The 15,705-nt window shown below is 35.9% G+C and carries 15 protein-coding genes; 8 read left to right on the forward strand and 7 right to left on the reverse strand.

Features of this window, described 5'->3' with window-relative positions; all coding sequences use genetic code 11:
- Nucleotides 1-91: 91 nt before the first annotated feature.
- The 3 genes from GKR88_13120 to GKR88_13130 form a co-directional block, all read right to left on the reverse strand.
- Nucleotides 92-442: a transcriptional regulator gene (locus GKR88_13120; GenBank protein ID QMU65140.1), complete on the reverse strand. Its 351-nt coding sequence runs from the start codon at nt 440-442 to the stop codon at nt 92-94.
- Nucleotides 443-444: 2 nt separating this feature from the next.
- Nucleotides 445-744 (reverse strand): type II toxin-antitoxin system HigB family toxin, encoded by a 300-nt coding sequence (locus tag GKR88_13125; protein ID QMU65141.1) that lies wholly within the window; start codon nt 742-744, stop codon nt 445-447.
- Nucleotides 745-1,048: 304 nt separating this feature from the next.
- Nucleotides 1,049-1,645 (reverse strand): adenylosuccinate lyase, encoded by a 597-nt coding sequence (locus tag GKR88_13130; protein QMU65142.1) that lies wholly within the window; start codon nt 1,643-1,645, stop codon nt 1,049-1,051.
- Between the two features lie 39 nt (nt 1,646-1,684).
- Between GKR88_13130 and GKR88_13135 the strand changes: the two genes are divergently transcribed.
- The 6 genes from GKR88_13135 (at nt 1,685) to GKR88_13160 (ending at nt 11,337) form a co-directional block, all read left to right on the forward strand.
- Nucleotides 1,685-2,404, forward strand: coding sequence for a toxin-antitoxin system YwqK family antitoxin (locus tag GKR88_13135; protein QMU65143.1), 720 nt, complete (start codon nt 1,685-1,687; stop codon nt 2,402-2,404).
- 166 nt (nt 2,405-2,570) lie between these two features.
- On the forward strand, nt 2,571-3,665 hold the full coding sequence (locus GKR88_13140) for an IS4 family transposase (GenBank protein ID QMU65144.1): 1,095 nt from the start codon (nt 2,571-2,573) through the stop codon (nt 3,663-3,665).
- A 52-nt stretch (nt 3,666-3,717) separates the two neighbouring features.
- The gene (gene mnmA / locus GKR88_13145; GenBank protein QMU66716.1) at nt 3,718-4,905 is read left to right on the forward strand and encodes a tRNA 2-thiouridine(34) synthase MnmA; all 1,188 of its coding nucleotides are present in this window, start codon (nt 3,718-3,720) and stop codon (nt 4,903-4,905) included.
- 76 nt (nt 4,906-4,981) lie between these two features.
- Complete coding sequence (locus tag GKR88_13150) at nt 4,982-5,911, forward strand: nitronate monooxygenase (protein QMU65145.1); 930 nt, start codon at nt 4,982-4,984, stop codon at nt 5,909-5,911.
- Between the two features lie 141 nt (nt 5,912-6,052).
- On the forward strand, nt 6,053-6,244 hold the full coding sequence (locus GKR88_13155; protein ID QMU65146.1) for a cold-shock protein: 192 nt from the start codon (nt 6,053-6,055) through the stop codon (nt 6,242-6,244).
- A 314-nt stretch (nt 6,245-6,558) separates the two neighbouring features.
- Entirely contained in the window at nt 6,559-11,337 is a 4,779-nt protein-coding gene (locus tag GKR88_13160) for a carbohydrate-binding protein (protein ID QMU66717.1), read from the forward strand.
- Between the two features lie 107 nt (nt 11,338-11,444).
- On the opposite strand, the gene GKR88_13165 is transcribed toward GKR88_13160, so the two are convergent.
- The 3 genes from GKR88_13165 to mtaB form a co-directional block, all read right to left on the reverse strand.
- Nucleotides 11,445-12,335: a transglycosylase SLT domain-containing protein gene (locus GKR88_13165; protein ID QMU65147.1), complete on the reverse strand. Its 891-nt coding sequence runs from the start codon at nt 12,333-12,335 to the stop codon at nt 11,445-11,447.
- 68 nt (nt 12,336-12,403) lie between these two features.
- Entirely contained in the window at nt 12,404-13,060 is a 657-nt protein-coding gene (locus tag GKR88_13170; GenBank protein ID QMU65148.1) for an alpha/beta hydrolase, read from the reverse strand.
- Nucleotides 13,061-14,395 carry a tRNA (N(6)-L-threonylcarbamoyladenosine(37)-C(2))-methylthiotransferase MtaB gene (gene mtaB, locus GKR88_13175; GenBank protein QMU65149.1) on the reverse strand — a complete coding sequence of 445 codons (1,335 nt, stop codon included), beginning with the start codon at nt 14,393-14,395 and terminating at the stop codon, nt 13,061-13,063.
- Between the two features lie 48 nt (nt 14,396-14,443).
- Between mtaB and GKR88_13180 the strand changes: the two genes are divergently transcribed.
- Together GKR88_13180 and GKR88_13185 are read left to right on the forward strand one after the other, a co-directional pair.
- Entirely contained in the window at nt 14,444-14,956 is a 513-nt protein-coding gene (locus tag GKR88_13180) for a GNAT family N-acetyltransferase (GenBank protein QMU65150.1), read from the forward strand.
- Nucleotides 14,953-15,270: an antibiotic biosynthesis monooxygenase gene (locus tag GKR88_13185; GenBank protein ID QMU65151.1), complete on the forward strand. Its 318-nt coding sequence runs from the start codon at nt 14,953-14,955 to the stop codon at nt 15,268-15,270. Before GKR88_13180 ends, GKR88_13185 begins: the two co-directional genes overlap by 4 nt.
- Nucleotides 15,271-15,338: 68 nt before the next feature.
- Here the strand turns inward: GKR88_13185 and GKR88_13190 are convergent, their stop codons facing one another.
- On the reverse strand, nt 15,339-15,566 hold the full coding sequence (locus GKR88_13190) for a helix-turn-helix domain-containing protein (GenBank protein ID QMU65152.1): 228 nt from the start codon (nt 15,564-15,566) through the stop codon (nt 15,339-15,341).
- Nucleotides 15,567-15,705: the final 139 nt, after the last annotated feature.

The following is a 15,705-nucleotide window of genomic DNA, read 5'->3' on the forward strand; positions in this document are numbered from 1 at the left end:
CGCAAATTTTACCTAAAAACTTTTCTTCGTATCATTTGAATCTCTTTTTTAGTGTTTAAATTTTTTTATAGCATATTGATATTCAAATTAGTCAAGCCAATAATACCTCTGCCGGTATTTTTAATTCCTTATACAAAGATTTTATCATTTTTAAAGTCAAGCTCCTTTTTCTATTCAGAATTTCGCTTACTCTACTTTGGCTACCTAAATATTGAACCATATCTGCTTTTGTCATTTCCATTTGTTCCATACGAAATTTTATTGCATCAATCGGATCAGGTGGCAAAATTGGATAATGCTTCATTTCATATGACTCAACTAAGGTAACCAGCAAATCCAACTCGTCTCCTTCCGGGGTATCTTTTTTAGCTCCCCATAATTCCTCAATTCTGCTAATAGCAGTATCATAATCTTGCGTTGTTTTAATTAATCGAATATCCATAATCAAATCGTTTTAGCATCAATTTTGTCATACTGTTTATGTGTTTCTATAAATCTTATGAAAATGATCTGAAATTCATAATCTATCGCAACTACCAATCTGTAATCATTACCTTTAATATTAAAAACTACCCTTCCATCTCCTACAATACTGGCGTTTTTAAATTGCTGTTTCAGTTCATTTGAGTTTTTCCATTCAGCTATTTTAACATCATGATACCAAGCCTTTAATGAAATCTCAGCATCCGAATATGCTGGTTTTTCAAAAAACCTTCTTAGCGTTTTAAATGCAATAACCCTCACACTGCAAATTTACAAAAAATAATTTGTATTTCCCCAATTGGGATATTTTGCGTTTACTCACTGTCATTGTTGCCCGATTAAAAAATGTCAGTCACTTCTTAAGTCTTTTTATGTAATGAACTCATTTAAACTTTTTGGATTTAAGCGAGAATTAGAAGTTTTTAGATATGTTGAAAGCTTTTTTGAGTTGCATAGTAGCGCTACGGAAGGAAAAAAAAGATAAAAACAGAGTTAAAAACAGCAATTTTTTAGCAAATTGAAAAAGTTTAAATGAGTTCAATGACTAATAAGGGATATCCGAAAATCAGCTCAATTTTTTTCTTTCATCTAAATTACCGGTATCTATTAACTCCAACACCTTTTTCCCCCTGGCTTTGCAACCTTTGCTTTCATGGATGATTTTTGTACGAATTAAATACGCTAATTCGGGATGAACCCAATCGTACTTTTTTCCTAACAAAAATAAACTACTCATTGTATAAGCCCTTACGGCAATTTTCTGATCCGTAATGAGCCAGTCAAATCCAACTTCAACTATCCTTTGCATATGTTCATCTGTTAGATTTTTAACAAAAAGTTCATCTTCTTTAAAATAAGCTATGGTAATATGTTCGCATATCTTGGCACAGGGACGGATAGCACTGTCAAACTTAAGATATTTTAAACCGGAAGTAAATTCATCCAGATAAGGAACAATTGCATGTAAATCATGATGCGAACAAATCCATTCCAGGATCCACGCTGCTTTGACAGATATTTTGTTTGAAACATCAAAAGTAATTTTTACCAGAGGTTCCAATAATTCTTTTTGCTTGCAAACAATATTTGCAACCCTTTGCCTGTTTTCTCTTTTAGCATTTTCTATGTTGAGAAGTTCGGATGTTAAATAATCAGCAGACATAGTAACGGTACGAAATATGTATATTTACTTAAAATTTTAATGATGTCAAAGATAAAAAGCCTTGTTTTTTATGTTGTGCTTTCTTTTTTTTCAGCGTATGCTGTAAGTGCACAAAAGATCAATCAATTTGATGAAAATAAGAAAAGAACCGGAATATGGAAAAAATTTTATAAAAATAAACGTATTCGCTATGTAGGAAAGTTTAAAAACGGCAAAGAAGTAGGAACATTTAAATATTACGATATCAGAACTTCCAAATTTCCTGTAATTATAAAGGAATTTAAACCGGAAACAGATTCTGCCTATGTAAAATTTTATACAATAAAAGAGAAACTGCGAAGTAAAGGGTGGATGGTATTGCGAAACAGGGTAGGGAAATGGGTATATTATTTTCCGAATGGGAAACTATTTTCCGAAGAATTATATAAAAACGGAAAATTGGAAGGCATTGTAAAAAATTATTACAGAAGTGGAAAATTATTAGAAAAAACTCATTATAAAAACGGAAAAAAGAACGGAAGTAGCAAACAATATTCGGACGAAGGAATTTTGATTGAAGAGGTATACTATAAAGAGGATGTACTGGACGGAGAAGCAAAATATTTTGAACTGAATGGAAAATTAAGAGAAAGAGGTGTTTATAAAGAAGGGAAGCGTTATGGTAAATGGGAGTTTTTTATAAATGGTGAAATCGTAGATGAGAAAAAACAACAGGAACTCAAAAAATTTAGTCCCGATAAAAGCAAGAAAAGGAATTAGCACTTTTTATATTAATGTAAAAATGTAGAAATGTGGAAAAGTGAAACAATCTTTAGTACATGACAAAAAATATAATTAATTGATTATCAGTAAATTAAATGTTAAATAATTAAAATAAAGCATTGATTTTCAGTATATTAGAAGAATAACATCACTCATTTTTCTAATGAAAAAAACCAATGCTTCCACTAAAAGTAGTGAATTAAATTCAGTTTTAAGTTCTCATTTCCAAGGTAAGATCAATTTGGCAAGAATCAAACTCATATCACATTTCATTATCGCCCTCTGTAAGGTACAGACAGTTACCTTTGAAAAGGTAGCCAACGCTTTTGAGACCTCAGTAGATTCGAAGTCATCACTCAGACGTATTCAAAGATTTATTGCTGATTATTCGTTGGATGGAGATTTGATCGCTCGTCTTATATTTAGTCTCCTTCCTAAGCAAGAGGGATTGATCTTGAGTATTGATAGGACCAATTGGAAGTTTGGTCAGACCAACATCAACATTTTTATGTTGGGAGTTGTCTATAAAGGTGTTGCCTTCCCATTGTTATTTACTATGTTAGATAAGCCAGGGAACTCTAACAGTCAGGAGCGTATTGATCTTGTGAATCGTTTCATAAGACTTTTTGGCAAAGATGTTATTAAATCCATTGTAGCCGATAGAGAGTTTGTAGGTAATCATTGGTTGGATTTCTTGAATACAAATGGAATCAAATATTATATCCGCATTCGAAACAACTTTAAGGTAGAGCTTCCTGATAAGAACAAAACCATCAAAGTATTTCACTTGTTTAATCCACATAAGATCAATGAGTTTGTGTATTATCCTAAAATTGTACGTGTTAATGGTCAGCTTTGTTTCCTTTCCGGATGCAAGTTGTACCCAAAAAATGGAAAGCCTGATTTCTTAATCATTGTATCGTTCAACGCTCCTGATAAGGCCTTTGAACAATACAAAGAACGATGGCAGATAGAGATGTGTTTTAAAGCAATGAAAGCCAGTGGCTTTGATATTGAAAACACACACCTGCAAGATATTAAGCGTATTGAAAAATTAGTACTGCTTGTAATGATGGCTTTCGTATGGTGTTACAAAGTTGGTATATATTTACATCAGATTAAGCCTATCAAAATAAAAAAGCATGGAAGAATGGCTAAAAGCATATTCAAATATGGATTAGATTATATCGCTTCTGTGCTATTAAACCCTGTAAATCAAAACAATATGAACTTGACTAAATTTTTGTCATGTACTTAGGAAACAATCTTAAAAAAAACCAGAAAAATAAAAGGTGAATAATATCGGATACATGAAAAGAGTAGTTGTCGGGCTTTCCGGCGGAGTTGATAGCAGTGTAGCTGCATACCTGCTGAAAGAACAAGGATATGAGGTGATCGGACTGTTTATGAAGAACTGGCACGACGATTCCGTAACCATTTCCAATGAATGCCCGTGGTTAGAAGACAGCAATGACGCCATGATTGTAGCAGAGAAATTAGGCATTCCTTTTCAGGTGGTGGATTTAAGCGAACAGTACAAAGAACGTATTGTAGATTATATGTTCAACGAGTATGAAAAAGGTAGAACACCTAATCCGGATATACTGTGCAACAGGGAAATTAAGTTTGATGTTTTTATGAATATTGCTGTGAATCTGGGAGCTGATTATGTAGCTACGGGCCACTATTGCCGTAAAGCCGAAGAAAACAGCAATGGTAAAGTAATCTACAAACTATTGTCGGGAAAAGATATCCGTAAAGATCAATCGTATTTTTTATGTCAATTGTCACAACAGCAGTTAGCAAAAGCATTATTTCCGATAGGAGTGCTTACAAAGCCGGAAGTACGTGAGATTGCCAAAAAAGCAAACCTGATTACGGCAGATAAAAAAGATTCTCAGGGTTTGTGCTTTATTGGAAAAGTAAGACTTCCTGAGTTTTTACAACAAAAACTGAAACCTAAAGAAGGAGTTATTATCCGGGTGAGTGATGATGCAAAGCTTTTTCAAAGAGAGCTGCCGGATTTTGCAAATAAGTATGAAGAGTTAGATTTTTTTGCAACCAAATATGAATATTTTCAAGAAGACGGGGAAGTAGTAGGAAAACACCGGGGAGCACATTATTTTACAAAAGGTCAACGGAAAGGTTTGGCTGTCGGGGGCACAAAAGAACCTTTGTTTGTTATAGAAACCGATGTGGATGAAAATGTGATCTATACGGGAGAAGGAAAACATCACAAAGGACTATATAGAAATGTATTATTTGTTTCGGAAGATGAATTGCACTGGATTCGCGAAGATATAGCTTTGCAACCTCACGAAAATATGAAAGTATTGGCAAGAATACGTTATCGGCAGACTCTGCAAGAAGCTACTTTATATAAAGTTGAAAACGGCATGTTTGTAGCATTTCGAAATGCACAATCTGCCATCCAGGAAGGGCAATTTGTCGCCTGGTATCAAGGGGAGGAATTACTAGGATCCGGAGTGATTTCTTAAATTGATTTGTATCTTAAAAATCAGAATCCCGACTATGAATATACGATAATTTTTTTAACTCGTTAAAAAAGAAACAATGAATAAAATAACGAATCTTTTTGGAATCCGTTACCCGATTATACAAGGAGGTATGATCTGGGTAAGTGGTTGGAAACTGGCCTCTTCGGTTAGTAATGCTGGTGGTTTAGGGCTTATCGGTTCCGGTTCTATGTACCCTGAAGTGTTGAAAATGCATATTCGGAAATGTAAAAAAGCAACTGATAAACCTTTTGGAGTGAACGTCCCGATGCTATATCCGCAAATAGAAGAAATCATGGATATTATTGTGGAAGAAGACATAAAAATTGTGTTTACTTCCGCAGGAAATCCCAATACATGGACTTCTTTTTTAAAAGAAAAAGATATTACGGTAGTGCATGTAGTGAGTTCTGTAAAATTTGCATTAAAATCACAGTTAGCCGGTGTAGATGCCGTAGTTTGCGAAGGGTTTGAAGCCGGAGGTCACAATGGGAGGGAAGAAACTACGACATTTACTTTAATTCCGACGGTAAAAGAACAATTGAATATTCCGATAATAGCAGCAGGAGGTATTGGTTCCGGTAGAAGTATGCTGGCAGCAATGGTTCTGGGAGCGGACGGAGTGCAAATCGGAAGTCGTTTTGCAGCGACGAAAGAATCTTCTGCTCACGATAATTTTAAGCAAATGATTGTCAATGTCAAAGAAGGAGATACGGATTTGACACTCAAAGAACTTGCCCCGGTTCGTTTGATAAAAAACCATTTTTATAACCAGGTACAAACCTTGTATCAAAAACATCCGACAGTAGAAGAAATTAAAGAATTACTGGGAAAAGCCAGGGCAAAAAAAGGAATGTTTGAAGGAGATTTGGATAATGGCGAGTTAGAAATTGGCCAGGTAGCTGGTTTGATACATGAAATAAAATCAGCAAAAGAAATATTGGAAGATATTATAGCTGAGTTTGAAAAAGTAAAAAGAGCACTATGATAGATAGCATTTTAATTTTAAGATTAATAATTTAAATATAAATAAAAGAAAATTAATCCTCTCTCATAAAATTAACGTACTTTTGCCATTTAATATAATGTTGCATCTAACCTAAACGTGTAACATCTTAAAACATTATTTATGAGTAAAGGCACCGTAAAATTTTTCAACGAATCCAAAGGATTCGGGTTTATTGTAGAAGAAGGAAGCAACAAAGAACATTTTGTACATGTATCAGGGTTACTTGATAGAATTCGTGAAAACGATGAGGTTGAATTTGACCTGCAAAATGGAAGAAAAGGATTAAACGCAGTAAATGTAAAAGTAATTTAATATATACTTCTGTTAATTTTTTAAGAGAGCCTTTCAATTTTTGAGAGGCTTTTTTTGTACACTTAAATAATGAACTCGTTTAGACTTTTTGAATTTGCTAAAAAATTGCTGTTTTTCGCTTAAATCCAAAAAGTCTAAACGAGTTTAATATAATCCAAAACAAAATGTCATCAAATACGGAATATATCCTATTTTGCAAAGGTTTTGTCAAATTATTTTGATTTAATTCTAACTGTATAGTATTCGTATAGGTCTGCTATTTTAAGATTGCTACAAATTATAATACCTTACGCCAAATTTCCGAATACATGCATATACCCAAAAAGATTAAGATAATATTTACGCTTTTTATAGTGCTGTTCATTCATTTTAACGGAGCTACCCAATATACAACTGTCGGGCAAGGAAGCTATACCAATGCATTTCCGGGAACCGATTCGGCAGGAAGAAATTCGTTTCCTTCGGGAACTCCGCAAATAAGCGGCAATGCTTTAGGAAAACCGGTACCTACAAATGACTGGTGGTCAGCTTTACTAAAAAATGACCACGCCAATAACTTATTTAATTACCCTATGGGATTGCGTACGGTTAATGAGGGTCTTGTAGTAAATTATGTGGTTCCTGCTTCCACACCTAATGGTAGTAGCCAACCTATGGGTCCGGAACTCCCTGTTGTTGTTGGAGTTTCAGGGTTAAATACGAACCGGGCTACTGTTTCCGATTATTCGGATTGGACAGTTACCATAAACTGGAATGATAACACGCACCATTTTGAAGCAATTGCAGGTATTGGAATGCCATTTATCTATTTTACAAAATCGTCTTCTGACGAAGCTAAAATAGTAGTTACCGACGGAAATGTTGTGATCGATAATGAAATGCTAATCATTACAGATTCAGCGCAAGGCTCTGATTATGCAGTGTATGCACCTGTAGGAAGCTCTTGGTCTCAAAGCGGAACTACCTATACTTCCGATTTAAACGGAAAAAATTATTGGTCAATGGCATTTCTTCCACCATCGGCAAGTGCTGTTACCACAGTTGCAAATGAGTATAAAAAACACGCCTATGTTTTTCCAGGTAATACAACTACTACCTGGAGTTATAATGAAAGTAATGCTAAGTTAACAACCACCTTTACAGTAACTACCGATGTAAAAGAAGGAACAGCATCTACCGTTTTATTAGGATTGCTGCCTCATCAGTGGGTGCATTTGGCTACTACATCTGCGCAACCCAATGGATATACTTATAGTTCTATCAGAGGCGAAATAAAAACATTAGATGGTAATACATTTATTGTGGAGAATACATTTAAAGGGATATTACCAACATTACCCTATCTGGACAATTATAGCTCCGGATTCAGTCCGGCAGCCTTAGACGATAAAATCTCCCAAATTGAAAATGAAGGGCTGGCTACATGGACAGATTCTTACAATGAAGGGCAGGTGATGAATCGAATGATACAAACAGCCCGGATAGCAGATGAAACAGGAGATATAGTGGCAAGAGATAAAATGATTCTCACCATAAAAGAACGATTGGAAGATTGGTTGAAAGCTGAACCCGGAGAGGTCGCTTTCCTATTCTACTATAATGATACTTGGTCCGCAATGCTAGGGTATCCGGCAGGCCATGGCCAAGATAATAATATCAATGACCACCACTTCCACTGGGGGTATTTTATTCATGCAGCGGCATTTATGGAACAATTTGAGCCCGGATGGGCAGACCAATGGGGAGAGATGATAAACCTACTCATTCGGGATGCGGCTTCGGACGACAGAAATGATACGCAGTTTCCTTTTTTAAGAAACTTTAGCCCCTATGCAGGACACAGTTGGGCAAATGGTTTTGCAACTTTTCCTTTTGGAAATGATCAGGAATCTACTTCGGAGAGTATGCAGTTCGCGTCCTCTTTAATTCATTGGGGCACTCTTACGGAAAATGATGCCATTCGGGATTTGGGAATTTACATATATACTACGGAACAAACAGCTATCGAAGAATATTGGTTTGACATGCACCAAAGAACCTTTAAACCGGGTTATGGATATAGCCTGGCATCGAGAATTTGGGGAAACGGATATGACAATCAAACGTTCTTTACTTCGGATATTGCCGCAGCATACGGAATAGAGATGTATCCCATTCACGGAGGGTCTTTATATTTAGGTCATAATACGACATACGCACAATCTTTATGGGCAGAAATTTCATCACATACAGGTATTTTAAGTAATGAGGCAAACCCTCATTTATGGCATGATACCTATTGGAAATATTTATCCTTTACCGATCCGCAGGCAGCCATTGATTTGTACGATTCTTATCCGGATCGCTCTTTGAAATTCGGAATATCAGATGCACAGACCTATCACTGGTTACACGCAATGAATGCACTGGGTACGGTAAATGCAACCATTACTGCTGATTATCCCATAGCAGCCTCATTTACTAAAAATGGTGAAATGACATATGTTGCTCATAATTATTCGGATGCGCCTATTACCGTTACATTTTCCGACGGTTATGCACTGGATGTTCCTGCCAATGAGATGGTCACCAGTAGAGATATAGATGTTACCGGAGTTTTATCGTCTGATTTTAATCAGGCTTACCCAGGCGGAAGTGTTCGCCTCACTGCTGCAATTACAGGAACGGGAGTTACCAAAATAGAATTCTTTGACGGGAGCACATCTATAAGAGAAGACACATCCGCACCCTATGAAATAGAAGCCGAAAATCTAACGCTTGGTATTCATGGAATGTATGCCAAAGTGTTTGTGAATGATGCATTTAATATAACAAATATTGTGAATGTACAAGTTGGAGAACAAGTCCCTTATTTGACAACGGCATATCAAATTCCGGGAATTATTGAAGCAGGTAATTATGATAGATTTGAAGGCGGAGTTGGGCAAAACATCGCTTATGTAGATACTTCACAGGATAACCAGGGAAATTATAGGACAGACGAATACGTTGATGCTGTTTCGGAGACAGTTGAAGGAAAAACAGTAGGATGGATCACAGCCGGAGAATGGTTGGAATATAGTATCGATGTGCAAACAGCAGGTTTTTATAATGTTATCATACGATATGCTTCAGGGAATTCCAACGGTGGCGGGCCTTTTCATTTTGAAATAGACGGAACTGTCATTAGCTCCGGTACAACATTGACTACCACTAATGATTGGAGCACTTGGGTCGATAAAGTGGTAACAAATGTTGAATTAACGGAGGGATCACATATATTGCGATTAGTAGTGACAAATGGTGAATTTAATATAGGAAAAATGGACTTTTCCTATGTAAGTTCTTTAAATTATGTACCGCCTATTGCGAATGCAGGCACTAATGTAGTAGTGATTTTGCCGGAAACTACAGCAAGTTTAGACGGTTCTTTGAGTAATGACCCGGAAGGTCAAACCATTACATACAATTGGGAACAGATTTACGGGCCTTCCATTATAAATTTTGATAATAATACGTCCGTATCGCCTGCCATTTCTAATTTGGAAGAAGGTGTATATAAATGTAAACTGACAGTAAGTGATGGTACATATTCAGCGAGTAGTTTTGTTCTGGTAATTGTACAGGCTAATGCCAATGCGAATCCCACCGCCACCATTACCGCTCCGGCAGACAATTCGTCATTTGCAGAGGGAACAGATATCATGCTATCTGCCACGGCAAGTGATTTGGACGGAACCGTTTCATTAGTTGAGTTTTACAATGGAGCGGTGAAAATAGGAGAAGATACCATAGCTCCTTTTAGTTTTACCTGGACAGGAGCAAGCCCCGGAACACACCAAATTACTGCGGTAGCTACAGATAACGAAGGTACTCAGGGAACTTCACAGATAATTCATATAACGGTAAACGAAGTAGTATCATGCAGTGAAACATCAAATGAGCATATAGACGGGAACCCGTTTTCAGTTGGATATACCGCAACTTTTGAAACGATAGGAAGTAACGTAACCATTACATTTGAATTATTAGATACGGACAGGACAGGGGTGGTTGCTTATTTGTGGCAGCAATCACCTTTTTCGGAAACACAGATGGATCATGTTTCGGGATTAACATTTTCAAAAATAATAGGAGGGCTGACCACCGGTGCTACGATCTCCTATGCTTGTAAGTTTGCATATGCAGGAGGGTTATCGGTAACGAAATATATAAGTTATGTGGTCGGCGATAATTGTAATGGCAACCCTGATGATACTGAAGCTCCAACGAATTTTTCGGCTGCTATTGGAACTATTACATCAAGATCAGTTGAACTTTTATTAACCGGGACCGATGATTCCGGAACTGTTATTTACGATATTTCTTATGGTTCGGAAACTATGTCAACAACCGGTGATTCGGGAGTTCAAAAATCATTCATCATTAATGGTTTAACTCCTGAAACAGTATACGATTTTAGTATTGAAGGAAGAGATATAACAGGCAATACGGCTGCAAATAATCCAATTGCCCTACAGGCAACCACTACAGAAGATACAAATACGGCATGTTCGGGAACCAGTTCGGAAGCTCAGCAGGGTACTTTTGATATAGGTTATACTTATCATTTTGAGACTAGTGGAAACGCTGTTACATTTACCTTTGAATTACTCGATAATAAAACCGGGGTCATTGCTTATTTGTGGCAGGAATCTCCTTTTACGGAAACACTGATGGATCATGTTTCAGGCTTGACTTTTTCTAAAACCATAAGCGGGCAAACTATTGGGTCAACCATAAGCTATGCTTGCAAATTTGCTTTTGCCGGTGGATTGGCAGTAACTAAGTACTTTTCTTATGAAGTTGGTAATAATTGTACTTTAAGTATAGCAGGTGAGTTGTGGAATCGAACCATTAAGGTATATCCCAATCCGGTAACAGATGTATTGTATACAACCTCCTTTCAATCAGACATCACAAAAATTGAACTGTTTTCTTTGCTGGGAACTAAAATAAAAGAAATGAGCAGAAACCTACATACAATCCATGTAGAAGAACTATCCAGCGGATTGTATTTCATCAAAATACATACGGCAAGAGGTTTTGTGACCAAAAAGATATTGAAAAGATGATATTATAAAGTGAGACCTTTGCAAAATCAATTCAAATATGGAATATATTCCTATTTTGCAAAGGTCTCAAAGTTTTAAAAGTTGAAAGTTCTAAGTTAAAAGTTCGTTCATTTTAAAGGGATTTTAACCTCATATAATTTCCGACTTTTATTATTCAGTTTATTTTCCCGTAACCAGGGGTTGTGTAATTTGAGTTCTTTATAATTTGTTCCGAAACGCTTTGCAAAAGCAGCAATATTTGTAATAACCGTATCTACTTTTACAACAGTGGTTTCGGGCAATATATACAAATCTTCTTGTGTGAACTCAAAACCATATTTTTTGGGGTTTGATATGATTTCTTTTAAAGCGACAATTCGAAATATATAGCGGGAGGTTTCCGAGTTTAGCAAAACATCGTAAAAATTAGAAACCTGCTGCACCTCCAGACGTTTTGCTATTCTTGCATTTCCCGCATTGTATGCAGCGGCGGCTAGTGTCCAACTGCCAAAGCGTTCTTTTGCTTTTTTCAAATAGTCGGCAGCTACTTTGGTGGCTTTTTCCAAATGGTATCGTTCATCCACATTTTTATTTACCTCCAAACCATATTCTCTTGCTGAATGTTTTAAAAAATGCCAGAAACCGGCAGCACCGGCAGGAGACGAATTGTTTTGCAAACCACTTTCCGCAACTGCTAAATATTTGAAATCGTCCGGGATTCCGTTGGCTTTTAAAATAGGCTCGATAATAGGAAAATATTTGTGTGCTCTTTTAATCATTAGCAAACCATTAGACTGCCAATAGGTATTTACCAACAACTCACGGTCCATACGTTCTCTGACATCATGCCGTTCCGTAGGAACTTTTTCACCGGCAAAATGTAATCCTTTTGGAATTTCCAATGCTTTTATAATGTAATTTTCCGCAGTATTTTTGGGATCAACATCAGCAATATACACACCATTAATAAAGAATATTACCACCAGTACAACCATTAAAAAGCGCATTGATTTTTTCATATATTTCTTCTTTGCTTTAAGAATTTCTTTAAAGATAACTCTAAAAGTAAAGAATTGTTATAGATTTTTCAAGTTAAAGCATTACAAATTATTAGTGAGATGACCTTTGCTTTCATCAAAATCATCACGTGTGTTCCATTTTTTACGGGAATGAAACCCTTGATATACCTTACGGGAAATACATTATCTTCCAAGCCTTGAATATGAGTAAGGTTTTCCGGAGGATGTTCTTGCTTCCAATGCAATACATTGTATATTGCCCATTCCATATATCGCTTATTTCTTACAGATAAATACATATGGTATAACTCGGCGCGTTTTTTCAGGAAATCTCCAAAGAAATATTTTGTATACTCTTCAAGGTTTTCCACAAGCCGTGTAGGAAATAATTTATATGCTTTTGTCACTTTTGCGAGTTTTAACCGGTTAGGAAGTTCGCGGTGTGTTTTGATACTGGAAATAATGATAACGTTTTTTGTATCGATAAGTTTACTCATTTCCTGTACTAACACCCCTCCAAAAGAAACGCCAATCAGTACAGGGCATTTATGAACGATGTCTTTACACATTCTTGCAGCATACTCTTGAATACTTTCATTTGTAGACAATGGAATTTTCCACGATAAAAGATGAATTTCAAATTGTGTTTCGGGCAATTTTACATGCTCAAAAATTCGGGGGCTTGCAGCTAAGCCAGGCATACAATAAATATGGATTTTTGACATCTATGCTAACATTTTTTCTTTTACAAAATCAAAACGCATTAGGCCATCTTCATCAATTTTTGTCATTATTATTTTATGTAAAGTATTTACTAATTCCGGATTCCAGGGCGTTTTTACTTTTACATAGTTTTCTGTAAATCCGTGAATATAACCTTCTTTATTTTCGCTTTCAAATAAAACTGTTGTGGTATTTCCTATTTGTGTTTCGTAAAATGCCCTACGTTTTTTAACCGATAAACCGCGTAGCATTTTACTACGCTTTGTACGAATATTTTTAGGAACTACATGATTCATAAAAGCAGCTTCCGTATTTGGACGTTCGGAATATGTAAATACATGCAAATAAGAAATATCCAACTCCTGCAAATAGTGATAGGTCTCTAAAAAAAGCGCGTCTGTTTCTCCCGGAAATCCAACAATAACATCCACGCCAATGCACGCATTAGGCAACACCTTTTTGATCTTTGCAACCCTTCTTGTATAAACCTCTCGCAAATAACGGCGTTTCATTTTCTTAAGCAAAATATCATTCCCGCTTTGCAAAGGGATATGAAAATGCGGTACAAATACATTTGATTTGGCTACAAAATCTATCATTTCGTCTGTCAAGAGATTAGGTTCTATGGAAGATATTCGCAAACGATCGATTCCGTTAACACTATCCAGGGCTTGTATCAATTCCAAAAAAGTATGTTCATGTTTTTTATTGCCAAACTCACCTTTTCCGTAATCCCCGATATTCACTCCTGTCAACACAATTTCTTTGATGCCTTTTTTAGAGATTTCCTCAGCATTTTGCAATATGTTTTTTAATGTATCACTCCTGGAAATACCACGCGCCAGAGGAATCGTACAGTAAGTACATTTATAATCGCAACCATCCTGAACTTTTAGAAATGCCCGGGTTCTGTCGTCAATAGAGTAAGAGCCTATATAAGAATTGGCGTGGGTAATTTCACAAGAATGTATTTGGGCAGTATCATTTTTAGTCAACTCATTGATATAACTGGTTACATTAAATTTTTCTGTTGCTCCCAAAACCAGATCAACACCGTCTATGGCTGCTAATTCTTCTGGTTTTAATTGGGCATAACAACCTATAGCAATTAAAAAAGCATTTTCATTTTTTCTCAATGCATTTCTAACAACGGTTTTAAATTTTTTGTCGGCATTGTCAGTTACGGAACAGGTATTGATTACATAAATATCCGCTTTATTGTCAAAAGGAACACGAATAAAACCTTCATTTGTAAAACTACGTGCAATAGTGGCCGTTTCGGAAAAATTAAGTTTACAACCTAAAGTATAAAAAGCTACTTTTTTATCTGTATTCATTCTTGTACATTTGAGCAAGACAAATTTACAATAATTATCAGGAAAGAAATGAGGAAGAAAACGACTTTTGAAACCGATAGATTATTAGTTAGAGGGCTTTTAATAAATGACTTATACCCTTTTCATGAAATGCAGAGTAACCCGTTGGTGATGCAATATGTAACAGGCATTATAAAACCTTTGGCGGAAAATAAAAAAGAATTAATTGATTTAATTGCCAAATATGACCATCCGGAAAATGACTTCTTTATTTATGCAATAGAAAGAAAATGTGATGCCGAATTTATTGGAAGTGTAGCGTTGATAAAAGACGATCAGAATGACGATGAATTAGGTTATCGCTTTTTACAAAAGTACTGGGGAAACGGATACGGTTTTGAAGTATGTAAAGGGTTGGTAAAGTACTGTCAGTCCTCAGGGTTTCCTAAATTAGTGGGATATGTAGTAGATGCTAATATAGCATCCGCTAGGATTTTAGAAAAATGTAATTTCAGGGTAGTGTCCAAAGGAATGGCGCCCGATCTACAGTTACCCGAAACCAAATACGAATTGATATTATGATTGTCAGTCATTTACAACCACCATATTATGCTGTAATTTTCACCACGCTACTGACTGATGATTTAGTTGATTATCAGGAAACTGCCGAAAGAATGGAAATACTGGCAAAACAACAAAAAGGATATTTAGGTATTGAATCGGCCAGAGATGAGGTAGGGATCACGGTTTCGTACTGGAAAGATTTGGATGCCATTTTACAATGGAAAACACATGTTGAGCATACGGAAGCCAGAAACAGGGGAAGAGCACAGTGGTACAAACAATATCAATTGCGTATTTGTAAGGTAGAACGTGAATATGGGTTTAAACGCTGATAGGTATTTATACGGTTTCAAGTTGGAAAGTGTAAAAGTTGAAAGTTCTTTTTTTTCATTCAAAAATGTCAATCAAACCGGAATAGCTCCGATAGAGAAATTCCGAAGGCATTTGCTATTTTTAATAACGTTTTTATGGTTGGAGACGTATGCCCGTTTTCAAGGCGTTGAATTTGACGTTCATCAATTTCGGATTTTACGGCCAGGTCGAGTTGAGTCATATTAGACTCTTTACGCAGATGATAAATCCGTTTACCTATTTTTTGTATCAGATCCTTAATACTTAAACTACTCATACATCTGTTTTCACAGGAAGGTAGAAGTAATAGGGTAAAAATAACACGACAAAATTGTCGTATTGTTAATTTTTTTACTATATTTGGGTTTAATTATTTAACATAATTTTTTATGAAAAAACCAGGTTCTTTAAAATTT

The organism is Flavobacteriaceae bacterium, from assembly GCA_014075215.1.
GTDB lineage: Bacteria > Bacteroidota > Bacteroidia > Flavobacteriales > Flavobacteriaceae > Polaribacter.

Coding starts and splice junctions, on each gene's coding strand:
- GKR88_13130 (QMU65142.1), bottom strand. CDS start 1,645: ATGTCTGCTGATTATTTAACATCCGAACTTCTCAACATAGAAAATGCT.
- GKR88_13190 (QMU65152.1), bottom strand. CDS start 15,566: ATGAGTAGTTTAAGTATTAAGGATCTGATACAAAAAATAGGTAAACGG.
- GKR88_13135 (QMU65143.1), top strand. CDS start 1,685: ATGATGTCAAAGATAAAAAGCCTTGTTTTTTATGTTGTGCTTTCTTTT.
- GKR88_13155 (QMU65146.1), top strand. CDS start 6,053: ATGAGTAAAGGCACCGTAAAATTTTTCAACGAATCCAAAGGATTCGGG.
- mnmA (QMU66716.1), top strand. CDS start 3,718: ATGAAAAGAGTAGTTGTCGGGCTTTCCGGCGGAGTTGATAGCAGTGTA.
- GKR88_13165 (QMU65147.1), bottom strand. CDS start 12,335: ATGAAAAAATCAATGCGCTTTTTAATGGTTGTACTGGTGGTAATATTC.
- GKR88_13150 (QMU65145.1), top strand. CDS start 4,982: ATGAATAAAATAACGAATCTTTTTGGAATCCGTTACCCGATTATACAA.
- GKR88_13140 (QMU65144.1), top strand. CDS start 2,571: ATGAAAAAAACCAATGCTTCCACTAAAAGTAGTGAATTAAATTCAGTT.
- GKR88_13185 (QMU65151.1), top strand. CDS start 14,953: ATGATTGTCAGTCATTTACAACCACCATATTATGCTGTAATTTTCACC.
- GKR88_13120 (QMU65140.1), bottom strand. CDS start 442: ATGGATATTCGATTAATTAAAACAACGCAAGATTATGATACTGCTATT.
- mtaB (QMU65149.1), bottom strand. CDS start 14,395: ATGAATACAGATAAAAAAGTAGCTTTTTATACTTTAGGTTGTAAACTT.
- GKR88_13180 (QMU65150.1), top strand. CDS start 14,444: ATGAGGAAGAAAACGACTTTTGAAACCGATAGATTATTAGTTAGAGGG.
- GKR88_13170 (QMU65148.1), bottom strand. CDS start 13,060: ATGTCAAAAATCCATATTTATTGTATGCCTGGCTTAGCTGCAAGCCCC.